The 22909-nt window shown below is 46.2% G+C and carries 20 protein-coding genes and 1 pseudogene; 11 read left to right on the forward strand and 10 right to left on the reverse strand.

Features of this window, described 5'->3' with window-relative positions; genetic code table 11:
• The first annotated feature begins 14 nt into the window (after positions 1–14).
• Positions 15–1598: pseudogene (locus OJ16_RS15650) on the forward strand (BCCT family transporter).
• Between the two features lie 2 nt (positions 1599–1600).
• A complete protein-coding gene (locus OJ16_RS15655; protein WP_040992182.1) occupies positions 1601–2749 on the forward strand; it encodes a mandelate racemase/muconate lactonizing enzyme family protein in 1149 nt (382 codons plus the stop codon).
• Between the two features lie 89 nt (positions 2750–2838).
• On the opposite strand, the gene OJ16_RS15660 is transcribed toward OJ16_RS15655, so the two are convergent.
• From OJ16_RS15660 to OJ16_RS15670, 3 genes are all read right to left on the reverse strand, one after another.
• Entirely contained in the window at positions 2839–3408 is a 570-nt protein-coding gene (locus OJ16_RS15660) for a LemA family protein (protein WP_040992183.1), read from the reverse strand.
• Complete coding sequence (locus tag OJ16_RS15665) at positions 3408–4505, reverse strand: DUF3137 domain-containing protein (RefSeq protein ID WP_040992184.1); 1098 nt, start codon at positions 4503–4505, stop codon at positions 3408–3410. The genes OJ16_RS15660 and OJ16_RS15665 overlap by 1 nt, the downstream gene beginning before the upstream one ends.
• A gap of 339 nt (positions 4506–4844) precedes the next feature.
• Entirely contained in the window at positions 4845–6179 is a 1335-nt protein-coding gene (locus OJ16_RS15670; protein WP_040992185.1) for a DEAD/DEAH box helicase, read from the reverse strand.
• Positions 6180–6502: 323 nt separating this feature from the next.
• Here OJ16_RS15670 and OJ16_RS15675 point away from each other — a divergent pair, with 323 nt between their 5' ends.
• A complete protein-coding gene (locus OJ16_RS15675; RefSeq protein ID WP_040992186.1) occupies positions 6503–6751 on the forward strand; it encodes an Lpp/OprI family alanine-zipper lipoprotein in 249 nt (82 codons plus the stop codon).
• 225 nt (positions 6752–6976) lie between these two features.
• Here the strand turns inward: OJ16_RS15675 and OJ16_RS15680 are convergent, their stop codons facing one another.
• Complete coding sequence (locus tag OJ16_RS15680; protein ID WP_040992187.1) at positions 6977–7849, reverse strand: NAD(P)-dependent oxidoreductase; 873 nt, start codon at positions 7847–7849, stop codon at positions 6977–6979.
• Between the two features lie 194 nt (positions 7850–8043).
• Between OJ16_RS15680 and OJ16_RS15685 the strand changes: the two genes are divergently transcribed.
• A complete protein-coding gene (locus OJ16_RS15685; RefSeq protein WP_040992188.1) occupies positions 8044–8700 on the forward strand; it encodes an HAD family hydrolase in 657 nt (218 codons plus the stop codon).
• Here the strand turns inward: OJ16_RS15685 and OJ16_RS20075 are convergent.
• The gene (locus tag OJ16_RS20075; protein ID WP_160289871.1) at positions 8697–8867 is read right to left on the reverse strand and encodes a hypothetical protein; all 171 of its coding nucleotides are present in this window, start codon (positions 8865–8867) and stop codon (positions 8697–8699) included. The two genes, OJ16_RS15685 and OJ16_RS20075, sit on opposite strands and share 4 nt — an antisense overlap.
• Here OJ16_RS20075 and OJ16_RS15690 point away from each other — a divergent pair.
• Genes OJ16_RS15690 through OJ16_RS15700 form a run of 3 tightly spaced genes read left to right on the forward strand, consistent with a single transcriptional unit; the run spans position 8866 to position 11845 of the window.
• Positions 8866–9816 (forward strand): HlyD family secretion protein, encoded by a 951-nt coding sequence (locus OJ16_RS15690; RefSeq protein ID WP_040992189.1) that lies wholly within the window; start codon positions 8866–8868, stop codon positions 9814–9816. The two genes, OJ16_RS20075 and OJ16_RS15690, sit on opposite strands and share 2 nt — an antisense overlap.
• A 2-nt stretch (positions 9817–9818) precedes the next feature.
• Positions 9819–10745, forward strand: coding sequence for an ABC transporter ATP-binding protein (locus OJ16_RS15695; protein ID WP_040992190.1), 927 nt, complete (start codon positions 9819–9821; stop codon positions 10743–10745).
• Positions 10746–10747: 2 nt separating this feature from the next.
• Positions 10748–11845, forward strand: a complete 1098-nt coding sequence (locus OJ16_RS15700) for an ABC transporter permease (protein WP_173425028.1) — start codon at positions 10748–10750, stop codon at positions 11843–11845.
• A 17-nt stretch (positions 11846–11862) separates the two neighbouring features.
• Here OJ16_RS15700 and OJ16_RS15705 read toward each other — a convergent pair whose 3' ends face one another.
• Complete coding sequence (locus tag OJ16_RS15705) at positions 11863–12786, reverse strand: endonuclease/exonuclease/phosphatase family protein (RefSeq protein ID WP_173425027.1); 924 nt, start codon at positions 12784–12786, stop codon at positions 11863–11865.
• Positions 12787–12979: 193 nt separating this feature from the next.
• Here OJ16_RS15705 and catB point away from each other — a divergent pair, with 193 nt between their 5' ends.
• Positions 12980–13603: a type B chloramphenicol O-acetyltransferase gene (catB, locus tag OJ16_RS15710; RefSeq protein ID WP_040992192.1), complete on the forward strand. Its 624-nt coding sequence runs from the start codon at positions 12980–12982 to the stop codon at positions 13601–13603.
• Between the two features lie 431 nt (positions 13604–14034).
• Complete coding sequence (locus OJ16_RS15715; RefSeq protein ID WP_040992193.1) at positions 14035–15645, forward strand: BCCT family transporter; 1611 nt, start codon at positions 14035–14037, stop codon at positions 15643–15645.
• Between the two features lie 484 nt (positions 15646–16129).
• On the opposite strand, the gene OJ16_RS15720 is transcribed toward OJ16_RS15715, so the two are convergent.
• From OJ16_RS15720 to OJ16_RS15735, 4 genes are read right to left on the reverse strand one after another with little or no spacing between them, the layout of a single operon-like run.
• On the reverse strand, positions 16130–17032 hold the full coding sequence (locus tag OJ16_RS15720) for a L,D-transpeptidase family protein (protein ID WP_040992728.1): 903 nt from the start codon (positions 17030–17032) through the stop codon (positions 16130–16132).
• Positions 17032–18447 (reverse strand): deoxyribodipyrimidine photo-lyase, encoded by a 1416-nt coding sequence (phrB, locus tag OJ16_RS15725; RefSeq protein ID WP_040992194.1) that lies wholly within the window; start codon positions 18445–18447, stop codon positions 17032–17034. Before phrB ends, OJ16_RS15720 begins: the two co-directional genes overlap by 1 nt.
• 30 nt (positions 18448–18477) lie before the next feature.
• On the reverse strand, positions 18478–19278 hold the full coding sequence (locus OJ16_RS15730) for a MerR family transcriptional regulator (protein WP_040992195.1): 801 nt from the start codon (positions 19276–19278) through the stop codon (positions 18478–18480).
• Positions 19268–20218, reverse strand: coding sequence for a YbgA family protein (locus OJ16_RS15735; protein WP_040992196.1), 951 nt, complete (start codon positions 20216–20218; stop codon positions 19268–19270). The genes OJ16_RS15730 and OJ16_RS15735 overlap by 11 nt, the downstream gene beginning before the upstream one ends.
• A 358-nt stretch (positions 20219–20576) precedes the next feature.
• On the opposite strand from OJ16_RS15735, the gene deoD reads away from it, so the two are divergent.
• Together deoD and OJ16_RS15745 are read left to right on the forward strand one after the other, a co-directional pair.
• Positions 20577–21287 carry a purine-nucleoside phosphorylase gene (deoD, locus tag OJ16_RS15740; protein ID WP_040992197.1) on the forward strand — a complete coding sequence of 237 codons (711 nt, stop codon included), beginning with the start codon at positions 20577–20579 and terminating at the stop codon, positions 21285–21287.
• Between the two features lie 55 nt (positions 21288–21342).
• A complete protein-coding gene (locus tag OJ16_RS15745; RefSeq protein ID WP_040992198.1) occupies positions 21343–22812 on the forward strand; it encodes a lactate dehydrogenase in 1470 nt (489 codons plus the stop codon).
• Positions 22813–22909: the final 97 nt, after the last annotated feature.

Genomic DNA, 22909 nt, shown 5'->3' on the forward strand with positions numbered 1-22909 from the left:
AGCAAGGAATTGCAATGAATTTCAATAACTTAGATCACAAACTGTTCTGGCCCGCCATAAGTTTTACTTTTTTGGCACTCGGGCTCGCTGTATTCTTCCCTGAACAATCAGGCGCAGCTGCAAACGCTGGTATGAAATGGGTAACGAACGATATTGGTTGGTTTATTCAGCTTGCTGGTTTCTCATCTTTGGTGTTCCTACTTTACCTTGCATTCAGCCGTTTTGGTAACATCAAACTGGGTACAGATTCAGACACGCCTGAATTTAGCTATTCAAGCTATGCATTTATGATTTTCTCTGCTGGCGTTGGCGCCGCACTGATTTTCTGGGCCGTCGGCGAGCCGATGTACTATATGCAAAGTCCTCCGATGTTCGCAGAACAAGGCTCACCGGAAGCGGCGCAATAGCTTATCACCTACACGCTATTCCATTGGGGACCAACAGGTTGGGCGATTTTCTGCTTACCAGCAGTACCCTTCGCTTACTACTTGCATAAGATGAAACGTCGTAACCTTCGTCTTAGCCAGCTACTTGTCGATATCATCGGTGAAAAGCATGCTAAGGGTGTCGTCGGTTATATCATCGATATCGTCGCTATTTTCGGTACACTCGGCGCATTTTCTACTTCAATGGGTCTCGCTGTTGACCTAATTGGTGCTGGTATTGAAAACTTAACAGGCATCCAAAATGGTATCGAAGTACAAGTTGGTATCATTGTTCTGTTCATCGCTTTCTATGCGCTAGTTATGTTCGCAGGTATGAAAAAAGGCGTTTCAAAACTTGCTAATGCCTGCGTTTACGCCGCTTTCGCACTAGGTTTGATCATCTTAATTTCAGGCCCAACTGCGTTTATCTTCTCTTACTTCTTTGACAGCTTAGGCGTGATGTTTAACAACTACATCCGTATGAGTTTCTGGACAGATCCAGTACAAAAATCCGGCTTCCCACAAGCATGGACAATGTATTACTGGGCTTGGTATTTTGCGTACTTGGTCATGATGGGCGTTTTCCTTGCTCGTATCTCTAAAGGCCGTACTATCAAGCAATTGGTACTAACAACGATTACCTTTGGTTCTGCTGGCTGTTCGTTCTTTATCGCCATTTTTGGTAGCTACTCAGTATTCAACGAAATCACTGGCGCACTGCCAATTCTGCAATGGATGACTGAATCAGGTGTCTCTAGCGCGATTATTCAAACCATTAAGTCTCTACCTTTTGGCGGAATCATTCTGGTTACATTCCTAATCGTAGAGTTCTTCCTAATGTCGACAACAATGACATCAGCAGCAATGGCCGTATCAATGATGACGACCAAAGAACTAGACCACGATGCGGATCCTGATGTTTCAGTACGTATGATTTGGGCAATTGGCATTGGTGCAGTATCAATGGCAGCATTCTTTATGGGCGGAAGTATCGATACCATCAAGTCAATGTGTGTCGTCGTAGGCCTACCAATGATCGTTCTTTACTTCATGCTAGTGGTTTGTTTGATGAAGTGGATTCGTCGCGACCACCCTGAGCTATTTACCCAGACAGTCGCCTCTCCAGCACAAGCAAAAGAGCAAACTGTTGAACTAAACCGAGTTGAGGCATAACAATGTCTGTAGCAAAAATTACCTCTGTTGAATTTATCCCAGTCAATGTCGAAGCGACAAACTGGAGTGAAAATACCGTCATCGTAAAAGTCACTGATGAAAACGGTATCTATGGTATCGGCGAAGCTGATGGTTCTCCTGAAGTTATGAAAGCTTTTGCTGAATTAGAAACTGAGCATAAATGGCTAAAAAATATCAAAGAAGCCGTAATTGGCCGTGAACCTATGGCGTTCCGTTCAATCTGGGAAAACATGTACGACACCACTCGATGGGTTGGCATGCGCGGTCTGGGTATGTTTGCTATTTCTGGTATCGACATGGCGCTGTATGACCTTGCTGGTAAACAGCTTGGCGTACCAGCCTACCAACTGATGGGTGGTAAGAATCGCGATAAAATTACGCCATACTTTACTCTGTACCCTAGCGTATCATCTGATGCCACTCTACAAGAGATCATCGATGCTTATGCCGCCTTATTCGACAAGGCAAAAGCGGTTGGCGCTAAAGCAGTCAAAGTGTGCATCATGCCTAGCTGTCCCGCGACCGATAGAGAGATCGTCTGGTATCTTCGCGAACTGCGCAATCTACTTGGCTATGATATTGATATGATGGTCGATTGCTTATACCGCTGGCACGATTGGCAAGCGGCACGCTGGACATTTGATCAGCTCAAAGATATCGATCTTTATTTTGTTGAGGCGGCACTCCAACATGATGACCTGATTGGTCATAAGAAGCTTGCGGCATGTCTTTCAACTCGTCTATGTGGCGCAGAAATGTCAACCACACGTTTTGAAGCACAAGAGTGGTTAAATACGACTGGCATTTCCGTGGTTCAATCCGATTACAATCGTTGCGGTGGCCTTACGGAGCTACTCCGTATTGAAGAGCTATGTGAATATCACAATGCGATTTTGATGCCGCACAACTGGAAAACAGGGATTACATCAGCAGCAGCCCGCCACTTTGGCGCCGCGATGAAAACCGATCACTACATTGAATATTTACATCAAGAATTCTGGCAAGGTGAACTAACACAAAACCTAACCCTGAATGAGCCGCCAATCATTGACGGCATGATTGCAGTGAGCAATGCTCCGGGTTTAGGTATTGAACTGAATATGGATTACCTAAATCAAATCAGCCAATAATTTCAAACTCGTTTGGATACAGTAATAAGTCATAAGTCAAAGGCACCCTCGGGTGCCTTTTTATTGCTTGTTATGACCTATCACAAACCCTATTTAAGAAAGTCGTCCGCATTCACGGCTGCTCGTGCTTGTTCTTGCGCTTCAAATAGTGCCATCGCTTGTACACCAATAAGACTGGCAACGACTGACATTGGGAAGATTTGTACCACATTGTTTAAATCAACCACCGAGGTGTTATAAAAACGACGGCTTGCACTAATATGGGACTCAACATCATTGTAGGTATGTATCGCCTCTACTATCGCTTTATCCGATCGGAGTTCTGGGTAGTTTTCCACATTGATCATCAACTTACCAAACTTATCACTCAGTGATTGCACGGCTTGAACGTGGTCATTGACTTCCACTGGTTTGGATTTATCGTACCCTTCCATTACCTTTGTTCGCAGCTCAGTCACTTCAAGAAACAACCCTTTTTCATGCTCCATAAAACGACGCGCGACTTTCAATACGTTGGGCACTAAGTCAAAACGCTTTTGCATTTGAACATTAATCCCCGATAAGGCTTCAAGGGCTTGATTACGCAATTTGATTAACTTAACGTAAGTAATATAAACCGTTGCTAAAACGGCAATAACGATAACAACGAACCATTCCATTACACCATCTCCTTGGTTTGCTCTTGACGTTCCAATTCCTCGCCACTCGACCTATTTTTCAATTTAAGCGTGTCGATCATTTGATGAATGAGTGTGATGTCTCTAAACATGTCATAAACAGGTTGATCAAAAACGATCGGTTTCATTATGTTTGCGCGAAATTTGAAAAAGGGATGCGTCGTTGGAATGAGTAATAGCAACTTACCTTGATAAAAAGACGCTTGAATGTGCGACCCGTATTTTTTTGTTAGGTCTAAGAATAATTCCATGGTCGCGACCGACAAAAGATAACGAGCTTCGACTTGATCGGTGCCATACACCTCAAATGCCGACTCAAAGGTCGGGTCTTCAAGTCTCACGCGTTCAAGCCCTTTTTTACGCGAGGTAAAATTGCCGAACATTCCTTTGTCGGTCGCAACAACGGTCAGTCCATGAAACGTTTTAGGGTGATCGATTTCAATTCCTATCCCAGAAAAGATGGTTTTGTATCGCGGCTTATCGTTCTTATCAGTGCCATCCCTCACATACAACGCCAGTTGCTGCACAGAAAAATCTAAGGACCGATGTTCGCCAGAGAGATACGCCCCCATTCCGGCTTTATCAAATGACGGAAGCAGGCGGTAATCTGCGTAATGCTCAATATCCTGCTTGTTGATCTCACTGTATTCATATTTATCGCCAAAATAGCGCAAAGCGATTTTATACAGCGTATCGCCAATCTTATTCTGAAAATTATGTCTTGGGCCTGAACAATAAAAAATGCATCCCACAATCGGGACTAAATAAGCAAAGATGGTGAGCAATATTTCCAATACTATTTCATTAGGGACATTGATCACGATGAGGTAATGAAGCAGCATTGACAACGCAACGGCAGGAATGAGGAAATAACGATAGCGCGTCTTGGTTTCGAGCAACGCTTTTATACGCTCTGATTCACATTGCTCACAGATAGGTTCGATGTTTTTGGCGTAGTACTCGGTAAATGCTTGGGTATGTTCGCCCAATTCGTCAAATTTCGGGGTTATTTTCCTTTGATCAATGGGTTTACCACAAAATAGTTGCCAATCACTTTCAGCGTAATCCTTGCTCTCCATAACCTCAGTCCTTGATTCAATATACTTCTGATTTTTAACGTTTATTTTCAACATTGATAGGCAAATCACGCCTCAAGACGTCGAACGCTATCAACTCTAATCTGTGTGTTTTTTAATCTGAAAATTGTATATTTAAAATCGTTCGGGATTGACGCTCATCCAAATAACATGCGATCAGCCTCAACTTGTTTTGTTTCAAAGCCGATGAATACCGCGCGGAAATACAAAAAGGCCTGGTCGCAAAGCGGCCAGGCCTTAAAACAATACATAAAATCGTCAGCATTAAATCGTAGAAATGGTTAAACCAATCAATGATTATGGCTTGACGATATTATCGATTTACTCGTCGTCCACTTTTGGTGCGACTTTCTTCTTCGGAATGAATACCGTATCACCCACAGCCACATGCTGGTAGAAGCTCTTATCGCGCTTAACCGGCTTCTTAGCGGTTTTCTTAACTTGGGTATTACCTTTCTTACGGTAATCCGTCTTGCCTTTTTCGACTGCCGGTTTTGGTGGTTTAATCCCTTTAAACTTACCTTTCAGTCCTTCAAAGATTGAGAACGTAAGATCTTGATGCAAGTAAGCTTCAACGCGCTTAAAGCTATCCCAGTCTTTCGGGCCAACCAATGATACTGCATCACCTTTATTACCCGCACGACCTGTACGGCCTACGCGGTGTACGTATTCTTCAGTATGCTTAGGCATATCGAAGTTCACCACGTGCGTAACGTTAGCAATATCAAGACCACGAGAAGCGATATCGGTCGTCACAAGAATCTTGAATACCGCACGCTCAAACTGGCTCATAATCGTATTACGTTGCGTTTGAGTTAAGCCACCACTTAGCGCAACCGCTTTCAGCTTTTGCTCATTCAGCTTAATCGTTAGACGTTCAGTATCCGCACGAGTCGCCGTAAAGATGATCAGCTGACGGTAGTTCGCTTCTTCTAATACGCGATCAAGAATCGCTTCTTTGTGGTCAAGGTGATCACAAAGGTAGAATTTTTGCGTGATGTCTTGGTGTTCTTGGTTAGACACACCAATCGCAATGCGTTTTGGTGAATCTTGCATCTCTGCCGCGATTTCGTTCATCTCTGCGTGATCAAGCGTTGCTGAGAACATCAACGTTTGACGACGACGGTGTTTCGCCGCTTTATGAATACGACGTAGCTCAGGCGCAAAGCCCAAATCAAGCATACGGTCCGCTTCATCTAGAATCAGCGTTTCCAAGCCATCAAGGAAAAGAGACTTGTGCTCAAGGTGATCCGCCAAACGTCCTGGCGTCGCCACGATGAATTTAGGGTAACGACGTAGCGCTTTTTGCTGGTCGTTAAAGTTTTCACCACCAACGACTAACGTCGCATCGTAGCTCAAGCCTGCAAGCATAGAGCGCAATTCACCGTATACCTGCTTTGCCAACTCACGAGTTGGAGCCAAGATCAAACCACGAGGGTCTTTTGCCGAAAAGGCTTTGCTCTTTAGCGATTTATGCAGCATTGGCATAACAAACGCTAAGGTCTTACCCGAACCTGTTTTTGATGACGCCAACAAATCTTTACCCGCGATCGCAACAGGGATCGCTTGTTTTTGAATGTCGGTCGGCTTCTTAAAGGCGTAGTGGTTCAAGGTCTTTAATAAGCGATTATCTAAGCCTAAATCTTTAAACTGCAAAGTCTTCTCCAGGGCAGGTGTTATTTGGCAGCGATCGTGTTGCTGCCATCAATCAAAAATTAACATGTAATGATACATCGAAGCGGACAATAGGGATAGAGATCACAGAAAATTTTCATTTAACAAAAATGAACATTTTTTAAGCGAGAAAAGGAAATCTGCGCAGTTTATTTCATCATTCTAGTGAAATAGCGCTAAATTCTTGGAATATTTTGACTTTTCCCTAGTGTGTAAACTATATAATTCAGGCTACACTTAGTTTGGCGCTATACAAAGCAAGGTATAGTGCATTTATGATACTAACAAATGCAAGGAGTTCATCCATGAACAAAATCATTATCGCAGCTGCAGCATCTTCAGTACTTCTACTAGCTGGCTGTGCATCAGGTCCAGATGAAGCAACAACAGCAAAACTTGACGAACTAAGCAACCAAGTAAGTCAACTAAGCCAAGACGTAAATGCACTAGCTGGTGGCGTTCAAGCTTCTGGCGATGCAGCAATGGCAGCTCAAGAAGAAGCAGCACGCGCTAACGAACGTATCGACAACATCGCTCAGTCTTACACTAAGTAAGACCCGATAGAAAAGTACGGCCAATTTGAATCGTCTATGATTCAAATAATGGAGAGGTCACTTGTGGCTTCTCTTGAAAAAATCCGATGCCTCGTGGTATCGGGTTTTTTATTTCTGCTTGACCAAAATCCCACCCCCAACTCTCTGAACGCTCCATTTATTTTTCTAATAAACAAAAAACCGCCTAGTTTCCTCGACGGCTGTTTCGTGATGTTTTGATTCGTCTTACTTATTGAGTGCTTTTATCAACACAGAAGTATCCATACGGCCAAGTCCTTGTGCTTGCAACTCGGCATAGCGTTGGTCTACTTGTTGAGTCAAAGGCAAATCCAAACCGACTCGCTGCGCTTCCTCTAAACAAAAACCTAAATCTTTGCGCATCCAATCAATTGCAAAGCCAAAATCAAACTTATCTTGCGCCATCGTCGTCGCACGGTTCTCCATCTGCCAAGAACCCGCCGCGCCATGTTTTAGCGTATTCACGACTTGCTCGATATCCAGCCCTGATTGCTGAGCCAGTTGAATCGCTTCGCTTAGCCCTTGCAATACTCCAGCGATACAAATTTGATTGACCATCTTGCAACGTTGGCCTTGGCCATTCTCGCCCAACAATGTCGCTTGCTTCGCGTAGACATCCATCACCGGCGCCACTTGGTCAAAGATCGCCGAGTCGCCGCCACACATGATCGTTAGCACACCGTTTTCAGCGCCCGCTTGACCGCCAGAGACAGGCGCATCAATAAATTCGTTACCTGCTTTTTGTGCTGCTTCTGCCAACTCAACCGCTAGGTTTGCCGATGTCGTGGTGTGATCAACCAAAATAGCACCAGGCTTCATACCCGCTAAGATGCCCTCTTCGCCATAAACGACACTGCGAACGTCGTTGTCGTTACCCACACAAACAAAAACAATATCGCACTCTTGTGCGGCTTGTTTTGGTGTCTCACACGCGATGCCTTGGTATTCATCTTGCCATTTTTGTGCTTTTGAATAAGTACGGTTGTACACCTTCGTGCTGTAACCTGCTTTACTTAAAAAGCCGGCCATTGGGTATCCCATTACGCCCAAACCAACAAAAGCGACTGTTTTCCTTTCCATATTTACTCCAATAATTAAGCCTTTAAACCTTGTTTTAACTAGGGTTTATTATGATGCGGAGCATCATGCGAATGGCGCTAGTGTACCCAACTTCAAACGGTGACATAAACCGTTTTTATAATTTTCAGTAAGTTTTCATCATGTTCTGTGCCAAAATGGCGCTCATCATTCTTCTATGTAGCCGTAAGAACACCATGAATTTTAAAGCTGCCATCTTTGATATGGATGGCCTTCTCCTTGATACAGAGCGTGTGTGCATGCGCGTATTCAAACAAGCGTGCGAAAACGTTAATTTGCCTTTCTTTCAAGATGTTTACTTGACGATTATTGGACGCAATGCTGCGGGTATTGAAGCAATATTTCGAGGCACTTACGGTGATGACTTGCCAAAACTGCACGCCGAGTGGCGCACAAACTACGATGCGATTGTTCGCCATCAGGCAATTCCGGTGAAAGAAGGGGTCATTGAATTACTGGAATGGCTAAAAGCCAACAACATCCCCACGGCAGTGGCCACTTCAACGCATAAAGAGTTGGCGGCAATCAAGTTAAAACATGCCGGGATTGACCACTACTTCGATCACTTAACTTGTGGTTGTGAAGTCTCTAACGGTAAGCCTGACCCTGAGATTTACTTACTGGCAGCTGAACGTATGAATGTTGAACCGGCACAATGTATTGCTTTTGAAGATTCAAATAACGGGGTGATTTCAGCGGTATCGGCACGCATGCATACCTTTCAAATCCCAGATTTAGTGCAACCGAGCGATGATATTATCGCACTCGGGCATAAGATTGAGCCATCGATGTTCAACGTTTTAGAAACGTTAAAAGCCCAAGCCTCGTTCTAATCACCGTCTTTTTCATCCTGCCACTTTATTGCAATCACCGAGTTTAACATCAGCTTAAGCTCGGTTTTTATATCCCTATCAATGGCTAAGTTTTGCCATTGATCACGCCAAAAATTCAGCAAAAACGATACTCTATAAACCATTGCCACTTGCAAGGAATAGAGCATGCGCAAAATCCTCCTCACCTCATTAATATTGGCCCTGATTACAGCTTGCTCCCCTAGTGATAAAGATAAAGCCCTCGGCACGCTAGAAAGAGAGCGCGTAACCTTCTCCGCAACCGCCAATGAAATTATTCGAGAACTTCCGATCAAAGAAGGAAGCCTGGTGAAGATCGGAGATGTCTTAGTCAAACTCGACAACAAAAGTCAGCAAGCGATGCTCGCGCATGCGATCGCAGAACAAGCCAAATCCGCGGCCTATTTATTAAAGCTCACGAATGGTGAGCGCCCTGAAGACATTGCCGCAGCACAAGCACACGTCGTTCGCTCGCAGGCCCAATTGACGGAAGCACAAAAGAATTATCAGCGCAAAGCGGAGTTGGTCGCGAAGAAACTCATCAGTCAATCGGAAAAAGACACGGCATTAGCCGCTCGCGACTCTGCTCGCGCCGAACTCGATTCTGCCAATGAAGAATTTGCAAAACTCACCGCGGGTTCGCGCCTAGAAGATATTGAGCAAGCACGCGCTGCGCTTGCTGCTGCCCAAGCCGACGTCGCGCTCGAACAACAAAAACTGGATGAACTCACGATCGTCGCGACCCGTGATGGTGTGCTCGATAATTTACCGTATAACTTAGGTGAACGAGTGCCCGTTAACGGCATTGTCGCGGTCATTCAAGCAAACCAAGTGCCTTATGCTCGGGTTTATGTTCCCTCCAATTATCGCGTTGATTTTATCCCTGGAAAACTCGTTTCAGTGTTTGTCGATGGCGTAACAGAACCCTTTAACGGTGAGGTTCGCTGGGTCGCCACAGAACCATCATTTACCCCTTATTATGCGTTAACCGAAGACGAGCGCTCACGCTTAATGTATTTAGCCGAAGTTGATCTTGATAGCGGCGCGGTTCAGCTTCCTTCAGGGTTGTCCGCTCAAGTGAGTTTAAGTGAGGATTAACCATGACTGAGTTTGCCATTCAAGCGCATAACGTTGTGAAAAAATTTGGTGACTTCACCGCGATTGAAGGAATTAACCTCAATGTTCCCAAGGGCAGTATCTACGGTTTTCTCGGCCCCAATGGTTGTGGTAAATCCACGACAATCCGAGTGCTGACTGGCCTACTCAGCCCCACGTCAGGTAACGTTGACGTGCTGGGATTAGAGATCCCACGCCAATCGGAACAACTGCGTTTAAAAATTGGTTATATGACGCAAAAGTTCTCGCTCTATGATGATCTTACCGTAAGAGAAAATTTGCAATTTATCGGCCAAATCTTCGGTATGTCAAACACCTTACTGGCTCAGCGCATTGAGGAACAACTCGGCACGTATGGGCTTGAACAACTCCGCAATCAACGTGTTAGCGGCATGAGTGGTGGGCAGAAACAGCGTCTTTCCCTCGCAGCAGCCACGATGCATGCACCTGAGTTACTGTTTCTTGATGAGCCGACATCCGCCGTCGACCCTGAAAACCGCCGTGAGTTTTGGGAACAACTCTTTGATTTGAGCGATAAAGGCACGACCATTTTAATCACCACCCACTATATGGATGAAGCAGAGCGCTGTCATCGTCTTGCGATCATGGAGTCTGGGCTTATTCGTGCCGATGGTGAGCCAGAGCGCTTAATGGCTGAAATGGGGGTCAATATCGTTGAAGTCAAAGCGCCTAACTTGCGTCAATTGAAAAGCAAGTTGTTGAGCCACTCAGAAGTGCGATCAGCGGCCCAAATTGGTATTCGGCTGCGTGTGCTGATTCGTGATCACGTGGCCAATCCAACCCAGTGGTTGATCAGTCATTTTCCTGAACTCGAACGTGCTGAGATGAATTTGGCTCGACCAAGCTTGGAGGATGTGTTTGTCACGGTAACGGGAGAAGGACGCCAATAATGATGATCGCCATCGCTCGAATGAAAGCCATCATGATCAAAGAGATCCGCCAACTGTCTCGCGATCGTATCACCTTTGGCATGGTGGTTATGATCCCACTGATTCAGTTACTACTGTTTGGTTTTGCGATTAATACTGATGTGCGCAATATCCCTATCGCGGTCGTAGATCAGAGTCAAAGCGCTGCTGGGCGAGTGATTACAGAATCCGTGCGAGTCACGCAAGTGGTCGAAATCACTCAACGCTTAGCAACCCCTCAGGAAGCTGAACAAGCCATTCAAGATGGTCAAGTCAGAGCCGCTTTGATTTTACCGCCAGATTTGACCCAGAGAATGATGCAAGGCCGCGAGATTGGGCAATGGATTGTCGATGGCTCAGATACCATGATTAGCCATGCGATTATGTCACTGCAAAGCATGCCTCTTACCGATTTTGATTTTGACATCCGGCCACCAGCGCAGAAGACGTTTGAAGTGGCGTTGTTCTATAACCCGACTCAGCGCTCCGCCGTCAACATTGTTCCCGGTCTGCTCGGTGTCATTTTAACGATGACCATGATTTTATTTACAAGCGCCGCGATTGTACGTGAGCGTGAGCGCGGTAACTTAGAATTACTCATCACCACTCCGATTCATTCGATGGAGCTAATGGTCGCCAAAATCGTGCCGTATATTTTTGTTGGTTTAATTCAGGTGGTGATTATTCTTGGGTTGGGCCACTTTATCTTTGGCGTGCCAATCAACGGCGCATTAAGCCAAATTCTCTTCGGCACACTCTTGTTTATCTCCGCCAGCCTTACCCTTGGCTTAGTCATTTCCACCATTGCGACAACACAACTGCAAGCGATGCAGATGACGGTATTTATTCTACTGCCATCGATTCTACTCTCTGGCTTTATGTTCCCTTACGAAGGCATGCCCATTGCCGCGCAATGGATCTCTGAGGTGCTCCCTGCCACGCACTTTATGCGCCTCATTCGCGGCATTGTCTTACGCGGTGCCGACTTGTCCGATTTGTGGCGTGATAGCTTGTGGCTAGCAGGCTTCACCGTACTTGGCCTTATTGTCGCCTCTAAACGCTTTAAAAAATCTCTCGATTAACGGCTTCTTTCTCTCATTCAATACCCTATCGTGGTTCGGATCATTTTATGATCCGAACCTTGTGGGTGTGACAGGCTGTCTCGCTGGCAAATGCGGCGGAGGCCACTGGCTGACTTAAGCCATAGGTGATCAATCGCAATCATCGAAGCCTCTGGCGTCTGAAACAGATTGGTCCAATTGGGCCAACTGGCCACAGGAGCGGTTTGAAAACCTAGAAACAATTTAGTAAAACGCAGACTTCTTGACGACAAATTAAAATCACCAATGACCAACACTTCATCGCTCGGATATTGATGATTAAGTGATTCAATGGTTTTCATGAGTGCATTGCGTCGATGCCATAACGCTTTAGTGCGTGGTGACGGGGGATGGGCAGCAAAAATCGTTATCGCTTGTTGCGGCCCCACTTGCCAGGTCGTTCGGATAATACTTTGCTCATCGGGAGTCATAAAAACCGAGCTGTCCGTGAGGGCATGCCGACTGAGAATCATCTGTCCTGAAGGGTAACCGACCCCTTCTTGGCCACCATACATATAGGGATAGAGATCGCTTAAGCTTTTCAACTTATCGCCCAGTTTGGGGGAAACCTCTTGCAGTGCCACGAGATCGGCGGGGTGATTCGCTAAATAGCTGATCAGCGAATTGCTGTCTGGGTTGTCATAAAAGACGTTATATTGAAGAATTGACACGCTATTAGAGCAATTTGCCAGCACGGTGCGCGCCTTAACTGGTGTCAGCAAAAAAAACACACACGACAGACCTGCGCAAACCGCTGATTTCGCCCAATGTTTGGTGATGAAACACAGTCCCAGCATACCCAGATATAAACCAGCAAATAGCGCCGGATAACCGGTTACGTTCTCTAGCCACCAAATATCATCATTCAGAAACAGAATGAGCCAAAGCCCTGCGGGCAGAATGAGCCCGATCCAAATCGCCATTCTTATCAACAAAATGCTCTCCGTTTCAGCGATAAATAAGCTGTAAGTATGGAAGAATTCATCGATAAATGAGAAAAAAGAACGTCTGCTCGACATCCCACCTAAATCATTCGCACTTTGTTAACGCCGGATTATAATTGCACTCGGTAAGTAATCTCTCTTCACTTCATTTTTCGACATAAAAAGAATCAATATGAAAAACTACTTTGACAGCCCTTTCGTTGGTCAACCACTGCAAGAGCAAGTGACTAACCCTAATATAATTGTGGGGAAGTACAGTTACTATTCAGGCTATTATCATCAGCACAGCTTTGATGACTGCGCGCGCTACCTAATGCCCGATCGTGATGATGTCGATAAACTGATCATTGGCAGCTACTGCTCTATCGGTTCTGGCGCGGTATTCATGATGGCTGGCAATCAAGGCCACCGACATGACTGGGTTTCAACCTTCCCTTTCTATTACCAACGCACCTCTGAGCACTCTCAAGCTCAAAACGCTTTCCAACGCGCAGGCGACACCATTATTGGTAATGACGTTTGGATTGGGTCGGAAGCGATGATCATGCCTGGGGTTCAAATTGGTCATGGCGCCGTCATTGCAAGCCGAGCGGTTGTCACCAAGCCCGTTCCACCCTACGCCATTGTCGGTGGTAACCCAGCCAAAATCATCCGTTACCGATTTACGCCTGAAGAAATCGCGCAGCTATTGGAGATGCAGTGGTGGAATTGGCCTGAAGAGCAAGTAGAAGAAGCGATGCCTTTAATGTGCAGTGACAGCATTGACGCGCTTTATCACTGGTGGACCCAACGCTAACGCCCTTTCTGTTCGATATCGCATCGGCGATTTATTGTCGATGCGATATCATGATACCGATGCACTTCCTCTTCCCTTTGTATTCAACAAGCCATGCTCGACACTCACACATAAGCACTCAAGAATAGGCACTCAAGCGCCGATAGAACTATGCATTTAGCCATCCATTTGATGAGCGCTAAACGCTTAAATTAAAACAAAAATAAGCATGATGAACTGCCTTTGTCGAAGAGGGCAACCGAACCCTCTAGTTCGCTGCATTTTCATCCTACCGCTGAATGTGCTAACATACGCCCCCTTTCACAGCCTCAACCTTTGCTGAGTCACAAAATGACACTGCAACAGACGAGGAAAATTCACCGTTCAGCTCAAAAACATGTCGCACAACACAGACTGATTAAACGGCTGACGACGACAAAAGCGAATACTCAATGTCAAATTTGACACAATCGGTTGACCGTCAATCTGCCGATGAAAATTATCTAGCCGCTCATCCTCCCGAACAATGTGCCCCATCACAATCGGCCAACAACTTTGCCAGCCCTGTGCTCTGGTTAAGCGGTGGTTTTCTCGTTCTCTTCGTACTACTTGCTGTTTTCGATACCCCTACTCTAACCAGCTTGATTCAAGTTGGATTCTCTAAAGTAACACTATGGTTTGGTCCATTCTGGCAAATTCTATTGCTGGCTAACTTTATTATTGGCCTCTATCTCGCTTTCACCCGCACCGGTGATGTAAAACTCGGTAATCTCAACACCCCTGAACTCGACACTTTTAAGTGGTTAGCGATTGTTCTTTGCACCTTACTTGCTGGTGGTGGTGTTTTTTGGGCAGCCGCAGAGCCTCTTGCTCACTTTGTTTCAGCCCCCCCTTTTTACGGTGAAGCGGAAGGTCGCACTCTTGCACTCAACGCCTTATCACAATCGTTCCTGCATTGGGGACTTCTCGCCTGGGCGATTCTGGGCAGTCTGGCTGCCATCGTTTTAATGCACCTCCATTACGATAAAGGCCTGCCACTTCAGCCTCGCACTTTGCTCTACCCGATTTTCGGAGATAAAGCACTCAATGGCTGGATAGGCACGCTAACGGATACCTTTTGTATCATTGCCGTTGCGGCGGGCACCATCGGACCAATTGGGTTCCTTGGCCTGCAAATTAGTTACGCACTCCATTCACTGTTTGGGATGCAAGATACATTGATCACGCAAAGCCTTGTGGTGCTATTCGCGATTGCCATGTATACCTTATCCGCATTAAGCGGGCTAAGCCGTGGCATCCAACTGATCAGTCGTTACAACATTATTCTTTCGGCTGCGTTGATCATTTTCATTCTGCTCTTTGGGCCGACCAGCTTTATTATTGACGGTTACATGCAAGGCGTTGCCCAAATGGTCAACAACTTTGTACCAATGGCGCTCTACCGTGGCGATGCCGATTGGTTAAGTTGGTGGACCGTCTTCTTTTGGGGATGGTTCATCGGTTATGGACCGATGATGGCGATCTTTATTGCTCGCATTTCACGCGGACGCACCATTCGTCAGTTGGTTCTTTCCATCTCGATCATTGCGCCGCTAATTACCTGCTTTTGGTTCAGTATTGTGGGGGGATCGGGCCTGGCTTATGAATTAGCCGAACCGGGTGTGATTTCCGCGGCCTTTGAAGGGTTTAACTTGCCTGGCGTCTTACTGGCAATCACGTCACAACTGCCAATGCCAACGCTCATCGCCGTCTTATTTTTAATCCTCACCACGACTTTCATTGTGACAACAGGCGACTCAATGACCTACACCATCAGTGTGGTCGTCACAGGATCGACTCAACCGAGTGGCAAAATGCGCGCCTTTTGGGGGATCTTAATGGGAGTGGTTGCCATCGCTTTGATTTCGATGGGCTCAGGTGGGATCTCTGCCTTACAGTCTTTTATCGTCATCACGGCGGTTCCGGTCTCTTTTGTGCTGTTACCGACCTTATGGTTGGCACCCAAAATGGCCAAAACCATGGCGGACGAGCAACTTAAAAAGCCCTCTCATACTCATGCCTAGGTAGTCGATTTAAGGATGTTCTCTCGCACTCAAGGAAGAGTGCGCGATATTCCCGTCATCGATTTACGTCAGGCGATAGCCCGCCGTTCACACGTAAGTTCCGATAATGAAATTTATCTTTTTGATTTTAACAATTAACAATTAGTAACGATAATGTTAAGTTTCTTGCCGTTGATTACACTGATACAAAGTTATTCTTAAGACCACGAGTACTTTATAACAGTTTGAATATGGATGTTATCAACATCTCCAATTAACAATTTCAAATTGTTGCCCTTTTCGCCCATACGATCGCTTATCGCATGGGCGCTTTTTTATCGATCTTTCACGGCTTTCTATCACCAACTCGTCACCACTGCCTGTTCATTCCTCCGTCTATTCGACTAACGATCATCGTGGTGAATACGCAGATAAAAAAAAGCACCGCTGAATAGCAGTGCTCATCAATACTTAAGCTCAATCAACTAAGTTAAGGTCAGCTAAGTTAGAAATCTTGTGGGGAAACAATCTCTACCGGTAGGCCATTTTGCGCCAGTATTACCGCACGCGCTTTCGCTTCTGACTGTTCCATCGCTTGCAACCACCACACTAACTCTTCCGGGATGCCTAAGATTTTTTTACTGCCGTCGCTTCGCGTTAGAGGTTCATGCGCTTCAATATAAACGCTTCTGTCTGGCTCTAAGCTGACTTTCACCGGCGCATTAATCACGGTCACTTTCTCACCGAGCTTCACTTGCGAGAAGAGCCACTCGATATCTTGAGGAGACATTCGGATACAACCCGCACTGACTCGCATACCGATACCGAAATCTTTATTCGTACCATGGATAAGATAGTCACCCGCACCATGTGCCAATCTCAACGCATACTCACCCAATGGATTTTCTGGCCCGGCAGGAACAACCGCAGGCAGTTCAATGCCTTTTGCCGCGTACTCTTTACGTATCGAGGTTGGTGGTGTCCACGTTGGGTTTGGTCTTTTTTGACTGATTTTTGTCACCATTTCTGGTGTATCTCGCCCAATCCGGCCGATGCCAACAGGAAAGATATGCACGAGATTTTGCTCAGGCACAAAATAATAGAGGCGAAGTTCCGCGAGATTGATCACCACACCTTCACGTTCCACGTCGGGAAGAATGACCTGTGTTGGGATCGTCAATACGTAATCAACGGAAGGCAAAAAAGGATCGACGCCTTGGTTCGCCGCCATCAATGCCAAAAAGCCCACATCATATTGCTTTGCAATATCGGCCATGCTTTCACCTTGTTGGATTTGGTGAAATTGAGTTCGACCGACAATGCTACTGCCTTCTGGCGGCAGTTCATAACTCGTGGCAAAAACGGGGCTACTCAAACAGCAGCACAGAATGAGCAGCTTACGCAGCATCATGAGAAATCCTTAGCATCTTGAAAGAGACATAAGGTTATCTCTCTTTCGCTTTTATGATCAACCATTGGTTTTGGATAGAACAAATTATCGCTCTCAGTCCACTTCCAAGGTTGATGAATGTATTTATCTGGAACCGATTGTAATTCAGGCACCCACTTGCGCACAAACTCTCCTTTCGGGTCAAAGCGTTCTCCTTGCGCAATCGGATTAAAAATTCGAAAGTAAGGCTGGCCATCACAACCGGTTGAGGCGCTCCATTGCCAACCTCCATTGTTGGCCGCGTAATCCCCATCCACCAGCCGCTGCATGAAGTAGCGTTCGCCTTCACGCCAATGAACGTGTAAATCTTTCGTAAGAAAGCTGGCAACGACCATTCTTAAGCGATTGTGCATCCATCCCGTTTGATTAAGTTGACGCATCGCAGCATCTACGATGGGATACCCTGTCTTACCTTGTTGCCATAACTCAAGATGGGCAGAACTTCCAGGCCAGCGCACTTTCTCAGTCCATACGACGAAGTTGTGGCCCTTTGCCAATTTCGGCTCAAAATGAAGCAAATGCTGATAAAAATCTCGCCATACCAACTCACTAACCCAAGTTTCTCGACCATCATTGAGCGGCGGTGAGCAGCCAAATTGTGCTCTTGCTAAACATTGCCTAACGGATAATGCCCCGATCGCAAGATAAGGCGAAAGCTGACTTGTCGAATCCAGTGCTGGCCTGTCACGTTCAAGCTGATAGCGATCGATTGTCTCGTCGCAGAAATCACGTAGCCTTTGCCGGATAGCTCGCGTCGCGACTGGATAGGATTGGCTTGAATCGCGCGGATAGGTAAATGGAGAATGAACGCTAAAAACAGGTAATGAACCGTCATCGATATCGTGCGAAGGCATTGCCGCTGCCGGTTGAGTTTTGGAGATAACCAGAGGTTCCGTTTCTAATCGCGCTAAGTATTTTCTTTTAAACGGCGTGAACACCTTGAAATACTGGCCTTGCTGATTCAGCACACTGCCCGGTGGAAATAGGCACTTATCATCAACGCCCCGTACATCGATAGGAGCACGATCCGATAGGCGTGCGTCTCGCGCCAATTCATTCACTTCATATTCACGATTAAACACGATGCGCTCAGCCTGGAGGGTTTGACTCAGTTCGAGTAACGCATCCACGCTTTGTTGGTACGTTTCTACCTCTAAATACAGCAGTGGAACGTTGAGACGCGCGAGGTCGTTTTGCAGTTCAAACAGACGTCGGTAGATAAGGTCTGCTTGTATGGCGCTAAGATCATGCTGTTGCCAGGTGGTTGGCGTCGCGATATAGATAGCATACACGGGCTGCTGGGTATTGAGCGCGCTCTGGAGCGCCGTGTTATCTTCTACTCTCAGATCTCGCCGAAACCACATCAACTGCATCTCTTTCTCCTTTTCTAATTGCGACCACGCTTAAACGGTTAACAAAGTATTCAGCAATGAACTTGCCGTAAACTGGCTACCTAATGATGCTGACAATGCCTCCAGTGGCACTAGCTGCGCTGTTGACGGCGCTTGAGAGGCAAAGACCGCCACCATCGCATAACGATCTAAACCCACGTTTGATTGCAACGCACTCACGTCATCGATACCTTCAATAAAGCTCATGCTGTATCCTCGGTCAGCCAGCTGTAGCGCCCACAATCTCATTTCGATTGATCCGAGCGGGTCATAACTCAGCAGTAAACACCTTCCGTTACGGGCCGCTTTATTTTCCGACTCAATAATCAACGTTAAACGCGCCAACAATATGGATTGAAACAAGCCCAGTTGCAGAGTCTGTTGACTGCGTTTCACTTGATCAATCGCCTCAAAAATTGGCGGTAAAAAACGTGTCATAATAATGTCGAGCGGGTATTCCTTTAGTACCATCGACAACGTCGATTCCACCTTTTGGCGGTTCAGTTGTGCCAAGGCGCTCAATGTGACCTGCACTTCTTCCAATTGCGAATCAACATCGCTTTCTGTCGGCTCGGCAACATGCTCTGAATCCAGCAGCAACTTCACTTTGCCTATTGCGACGCCTTGTGCCAACCAACCTTGGATGGTGCGAATTTGTTCAATATTGTCACTTGTGTAGAGTCGGTGGCCTTTTTCTGTTCGCTGCGGTTGAATGATGTTATACCGACGCTGCCAGGCTCGTAGAGTAACCGGCTTAATGCCGGTTAACTCTGCGACTTCTCGAATTGCATACAGTTTTTCTTCATAGAGCATAACGTAGACGTAACTCCTGTGGATAAGGGTTTAAAAACTTCTGGCTTTGTAAATACTCGTCAGGAAAACGCTGCATATGGTGCTTGAGCAATGTCAGTGGCGCCAACAGCGGCAATAAACCGACTCGGTAGTCATCAATGACACGGCACAGTTCCGCTTTCTCGTTCTTATCCAGAACTTTCTTGAAATACCCTTGAATATGCATCAGCACATTCGTGTTGTTTTTGCGACTGGCACGATGCGTCATTGCAGCCATCAAACCAACGCGGTAAAGAGGATAAAATTCATCCATGGAGTAATCTGAAATTTTAGCGACCAATTTACCCAGCTCTTTATAGGAGGCAGGATGATGCGCCATTAGCGTCAGTTTGTAGCGAGAGTGAAAGCTGACAATTTTACCTGCGGTAGGTTCTCCATCCATGGTCTGATAAAAATCATGCAAGCAAAAGACGCGGGTCACGAAGTTCTCTTTCAGTATTGGGTCATTCAAACGGCCATCTTCTTCGATCGGCAACCAAGGCATCTGCTCCATTAACTCTTGGGTATAGAGGCCCACACCGGATTTCTCGGCCATGTTAGATCCGTAGACTTTGACGCGCTCCATACCGCAGGTTGGTGATTTTGCACAAACCACATAGCCGCGCAGTTGCTCTTGCTGCAATCGCCCGACTCGTTGTCGAGAGAAATTGACCATTGTATCGGTATGGTCTTTTGTTGCATCTCTGGTCTCGACCAAGGCAATACGCTCTTCGTTCGACACCAATCGGATGGTCGGTCTTGGCACGGGCATGCCCGATTCCACTTCAGGACAAACAGGCACGAACTGAAAATGCTGGCCTAGCTCTTTTGTCACAAAACGACTTGATTTGTGCCCACCATCAAAACGGACCGTTTCGCCAAGCACGCACGCACTCACACCAATCTTAATTTCCGTATCCATAACCCATCCTCAGCAACTGATTTAATGTATGTAATTAAATATGTGTACAAATTAAATTTATGTATAAGTATTAGCACAACATATAACCTTATACAAAAAATTTACACGTATAATTATTGCCGTAATGCGTAGCAAGACGAGACGGACTTGCGCATTAACGCTTGAAAAACGATTGCCTTAGCAGTTTCAACATAAATCGTTATCAATGGCGACATAAATCCGATTGACGAACTTTTTTGTGACATACTTCTCAAGAGCCCTGCCTTCATGGGGCTAGTATTGCCTCAACAGATTTAATGAGGTTCAACAGTTATCGTTATAACTTGTAGAGCCTTCCTAATATATTGGAGTAACGACGATGGCAACCCCACACATTAATGCTCAACCTGGTGATTTTGCAGAAACTGTTCTGATGCCTGGTGATCCACTTCGCGCGAAATACATCGCAGAAACGTTTCTTGATGACGTCAAGCAAGTGTGTGATGTACGCAATATGTTTGGTTACACGGGTACCTATAAAGGCAAGCCAGTCTCGGTGATGGGCCATGGTATGGGCATCCCGTCTTGCTGTATCTATGTGCATGAGCTCATTGCAGAATACGGTGTAAAAAATGTCATTCGTGTGGGCAGCTGTGGCGCGGTACGTGATGATGTAAAACTGATGGATGTTGTGATCGGCATGGGCGCGTCAACGGACTCAAAAGTAAACCGTATTCGCTTCAACAACCATGATTTTGCAGCCATCGCCGACTACGGCCTACTAGAAGAAGCGGTTAACCAAGCTCGCGCGCAAAATGTACCGGTAAAAGTGGGGAATGTGTTCTCTGCGGATCTGTTCTACACCCCTGAAGCGGATCTTTTCCAAAAAATGGAAAAACTGGGCATTCTTGGCGTGGATATGGAAGCGGCGGGCATCTATGGCGTTGCTGCTGACCTTGGTGCAAAAGCACTGACGATCCTAACCGTATCTGACCATATCATCCGCGGTGAAAAACTGAGCTCGGAAGATCGACAAAAATCGTTCAACGATATGATGAAAGTAGCGCTAGAAACCGCTATTGCGATTTAAGTTTACTTCGCAGCCAGTGCCTGACTGGCTGCCTTAAATTCCCGAGGGGGCGATTGTGGCATCTGGCAACCTGCCAAAGGACGCGCATGGGTTACAACTCAACTTCTGTAAAACATTGGCGTGTGACAACTTTGGATTGAGTGATGCACATCGTTACGTTGTGCAACATGCTAACCCTAAACGACCTGCGATGGTTTGCCGAGAGTGTGGCGCTTTCCCCCCCTTACTTAACAATCAAGATGTATTGGATGAACTGCAACGTTTAAGACAGTTCCATAATGAGGAGTTGCCGGCTTGTCGCAACTCACAATGCCAAAACAAGGCACTGTCGGTTCACACCCACAAACACCTGTATCATGCCTTCGGCTACAGTGGCGATCGCCAACGTTATCGCTGCAAATCTTGCCAATCGACCTTTGTCGATAAATGGTCTGGCGCCAACCATAAACGCCATTTTCAAGAGAACCTCCTTGGTTTACTCTTCATGGGCTACTCTGTGCGTGAAATTTGTCGCAAGCTCACCATCAACCCAAAAACCTTTTATGATCATATTGAGCACATCGCCAGTCGCTGTCGACGTAAATTGGCCATGATGGATGCTCGATGGATGAATCATGCTGAGCACTATGAGCTCGCCTCTCACTACGTCGCATTACAGCCAAAAAGCAACAATGGCACCTATTGGACCGCGACAGGAGACGCAAAGTCAGGCTATATTTTATGCCAGCATGTCAACTATTCGGGGCAAGAAGAACCCACCGGCGATTGTGACCATTCTGCTTTTCAAAGCCCGGCAAGGTTTGTGACTCGCGAGCACCGCGCAGAAGCCAACCGCTCTACCGCAGCGCATGTTACGACGCTGCGCGATAAAATTGACCAGCAATATCAAACCATTCTTGCTCGCGGTAATGTCGAAGACCCCATGGGTAATTTGACGTATTTCAACTACCCGAGTAAAGGCGCCGTCATTCGCCCGCCGTACACATCGTATGCGCATTTCTTACATGTACTCGATTTATGTAAAAATGAATGCCATCTCACCCTGTACTTACCCCAAGATCCGATGCTGCGCTCGTCTGCACTGAGTGTCTGCTTACCTCGAATCCAAAATAAGACCATTGATCTTTTGTATGTCGATGAATTTGGGGATTGGGACAACGATCAGCCAATCGACAAAATCGACATTGTTCATATGGGATGGTGGCGAGATCGCTGGGCAATGACACAAACAAATCAAGCCGCAAAGGGCATTTGTTACTTAGCTGGCCATCAAAATAAGCCCAAATATTGGCTGCGTCGCGCCTCGATTAACAAAACGATCTTCTACCAACAACGTTTTCAACTGCTGTTTGATGGCTTTATTAATGAGCCTCGTCGCAAACTGCGTCCTGGTGGCATCCTTCCTGTGTTGGATATATTCCGAGCGTGGCATAATTTATGTTATCAGGACAAGCTAGGCATAACAGCAGCGCAAAACTTAGGCCTTACGAACCACCCTATGACGCTGCAGGAACTCCTTTCATAATCGTATTATTGTGAAGTCCGCCATTAAACCGCCAGTAAGATAGTGCTTTTCCTAGCACTGCCTAGGCGGCTTTTTTTATAATGCTTAAGTATTAAGT

The sequence above is a fragment of the Vibrio renipiscarius genome, assembly GCF_000827885.1.
GTDB classification, from domain to species: domain Bacteria; phylum Pseudomonadota; class Gammaproteobacteria; order Enterobacterales; family Vibrionaceae; genus Vibrio; species Vibrio renipiscarius.

Excerpts from the sequence above, each read along its gene's own strand:
- OJ16_RS15655 (WP_040992182.1), top strand. The coding sequence starts at position 1,601 with ATGTCTGTAGCAAAAATTACCTCTGTTGAATTTATCCCAGTCAATGTC.
- OJ16_RS15660 (WP_040992183.1), bottom strand. The coding sequence starts at position 3,408 with ATGGAATGGTTCGTTGTTATCGTTATTGCCGTTTTAGCAACGGTTTAT.
- OJ16_RS15665 (WP_040992184.1), bottom strand. The coding sequence starts at position 4,505 with ATGGAGAGCAAGGATTACGCTGAAAGTGATTGGCAACTATTTTGTGGT.
- OJ16_RS15675 (WP_040992186.1), top strand. The coding sequence starts at position 6,503 with ATGAACAAAATCATTATCGCAGCTGCAGCATCTTCAGTACTTCTACTA.
- OJ16_RS15680 (WP_040992187.1), bottom strand. The coding sequence starts at position 7,849 with ATGGAAAGGAAAACAGTCGCTTTTGTTGGTTTGGGCGTAATGGGATAC.
- OJ16_RS15685 (WP_040992188.1), top strand. The coding sequence starts at position 8,044 with ATGAATTTTAAAGCTGCCATCTTTGATATGGATGGCCTTCTCCTTGAT.
- OJ16_RS15690 (WP_040992189.1), top strand. The coding sequence starts at position 8,866 with ATGCGCAAAATCCTCCTCACCTCATTAATATTGGCCCTGATTACAGCT.
- OJ16_RS20075 (WP_160289871.1), bottom strand. The coding sequence starts at position 8,867 with ATGCTCTATTCCTTGCAAGTGGCAATGGTTTATAGAGTATCGTTTTTG.
- OJ16_RS15695 (WP_040992190.1), top strand. The coding sequence starts at position 9,819 with ATGACTGAGTTTGCCATTCAAGCGCATAACGTTGTGAAAAAATTTGGT.
- OJ16_RS15700 (WP_173425028.1), top strand. The coding sequence starts at position 10,748 with ATGATCGCCATCGCTCGAATGAAAGCCATCATGATCAAAGAGATCCGC.
- OJ16_RS15705 (WP_173425027.1), bottom strand. The coding sequence starts at position 12,786 with ATGGCGATTTGGATCGGGCTCATTCTGCCCGCAGGGCTTTGGCTCATT.
- catB (WP_040992192.1), top strand. The coding sequence starts at position 12,980 with ATGAAAAACTACTTTGACAGCCCTTTCGTTGGTCAACCACTGCAAGAG.
- OJ16_RS15715 (WP_040992193.1), top strand. The coding sequence starts at position 14,035 with ATGTCAAATTTGACACAATCGGTTGACCGTCAATCTGCCGATGAAAAT.
- OJ16_RS15720 (WP_040992728.1), bottom strand. The coding sequence starts at position 17,032 with ATGCTGCGTAAGCTGCTCATTCTGTGCTGCTGTTTGAGTAGCCCCGTT.
- phrB (WP_040992194.1), bottom strand. The coding sequence starts at position 18,447 with ATGCAGTTGATGTGGTTTCGGCGAGATCTGAGAGTAGAAGATAACACG.
- OJ16_RS15730 (WP_040992195.1), bottom strand. The coding sequence starts at position 19,278 with ATGCTCTATGAAGAAAAACTGTATGCAATTCGAGAAGTCGCAGAGTTA.
- OJ16_RS15735 (WP_040992196.1), bottom strand. The coding sequence starts at position 20,218 with ATGGATACGGAAATTAAGATTGGTGTGAGTGCGTGCGTGCTTGGCGAA.
- deoD (WP_040992197.1), top strand. The coding sequence starts at position 20,577 with ATGGCAACCCCACACATTAATGCTCAACCTGGTGATTTTGCAGAAACT.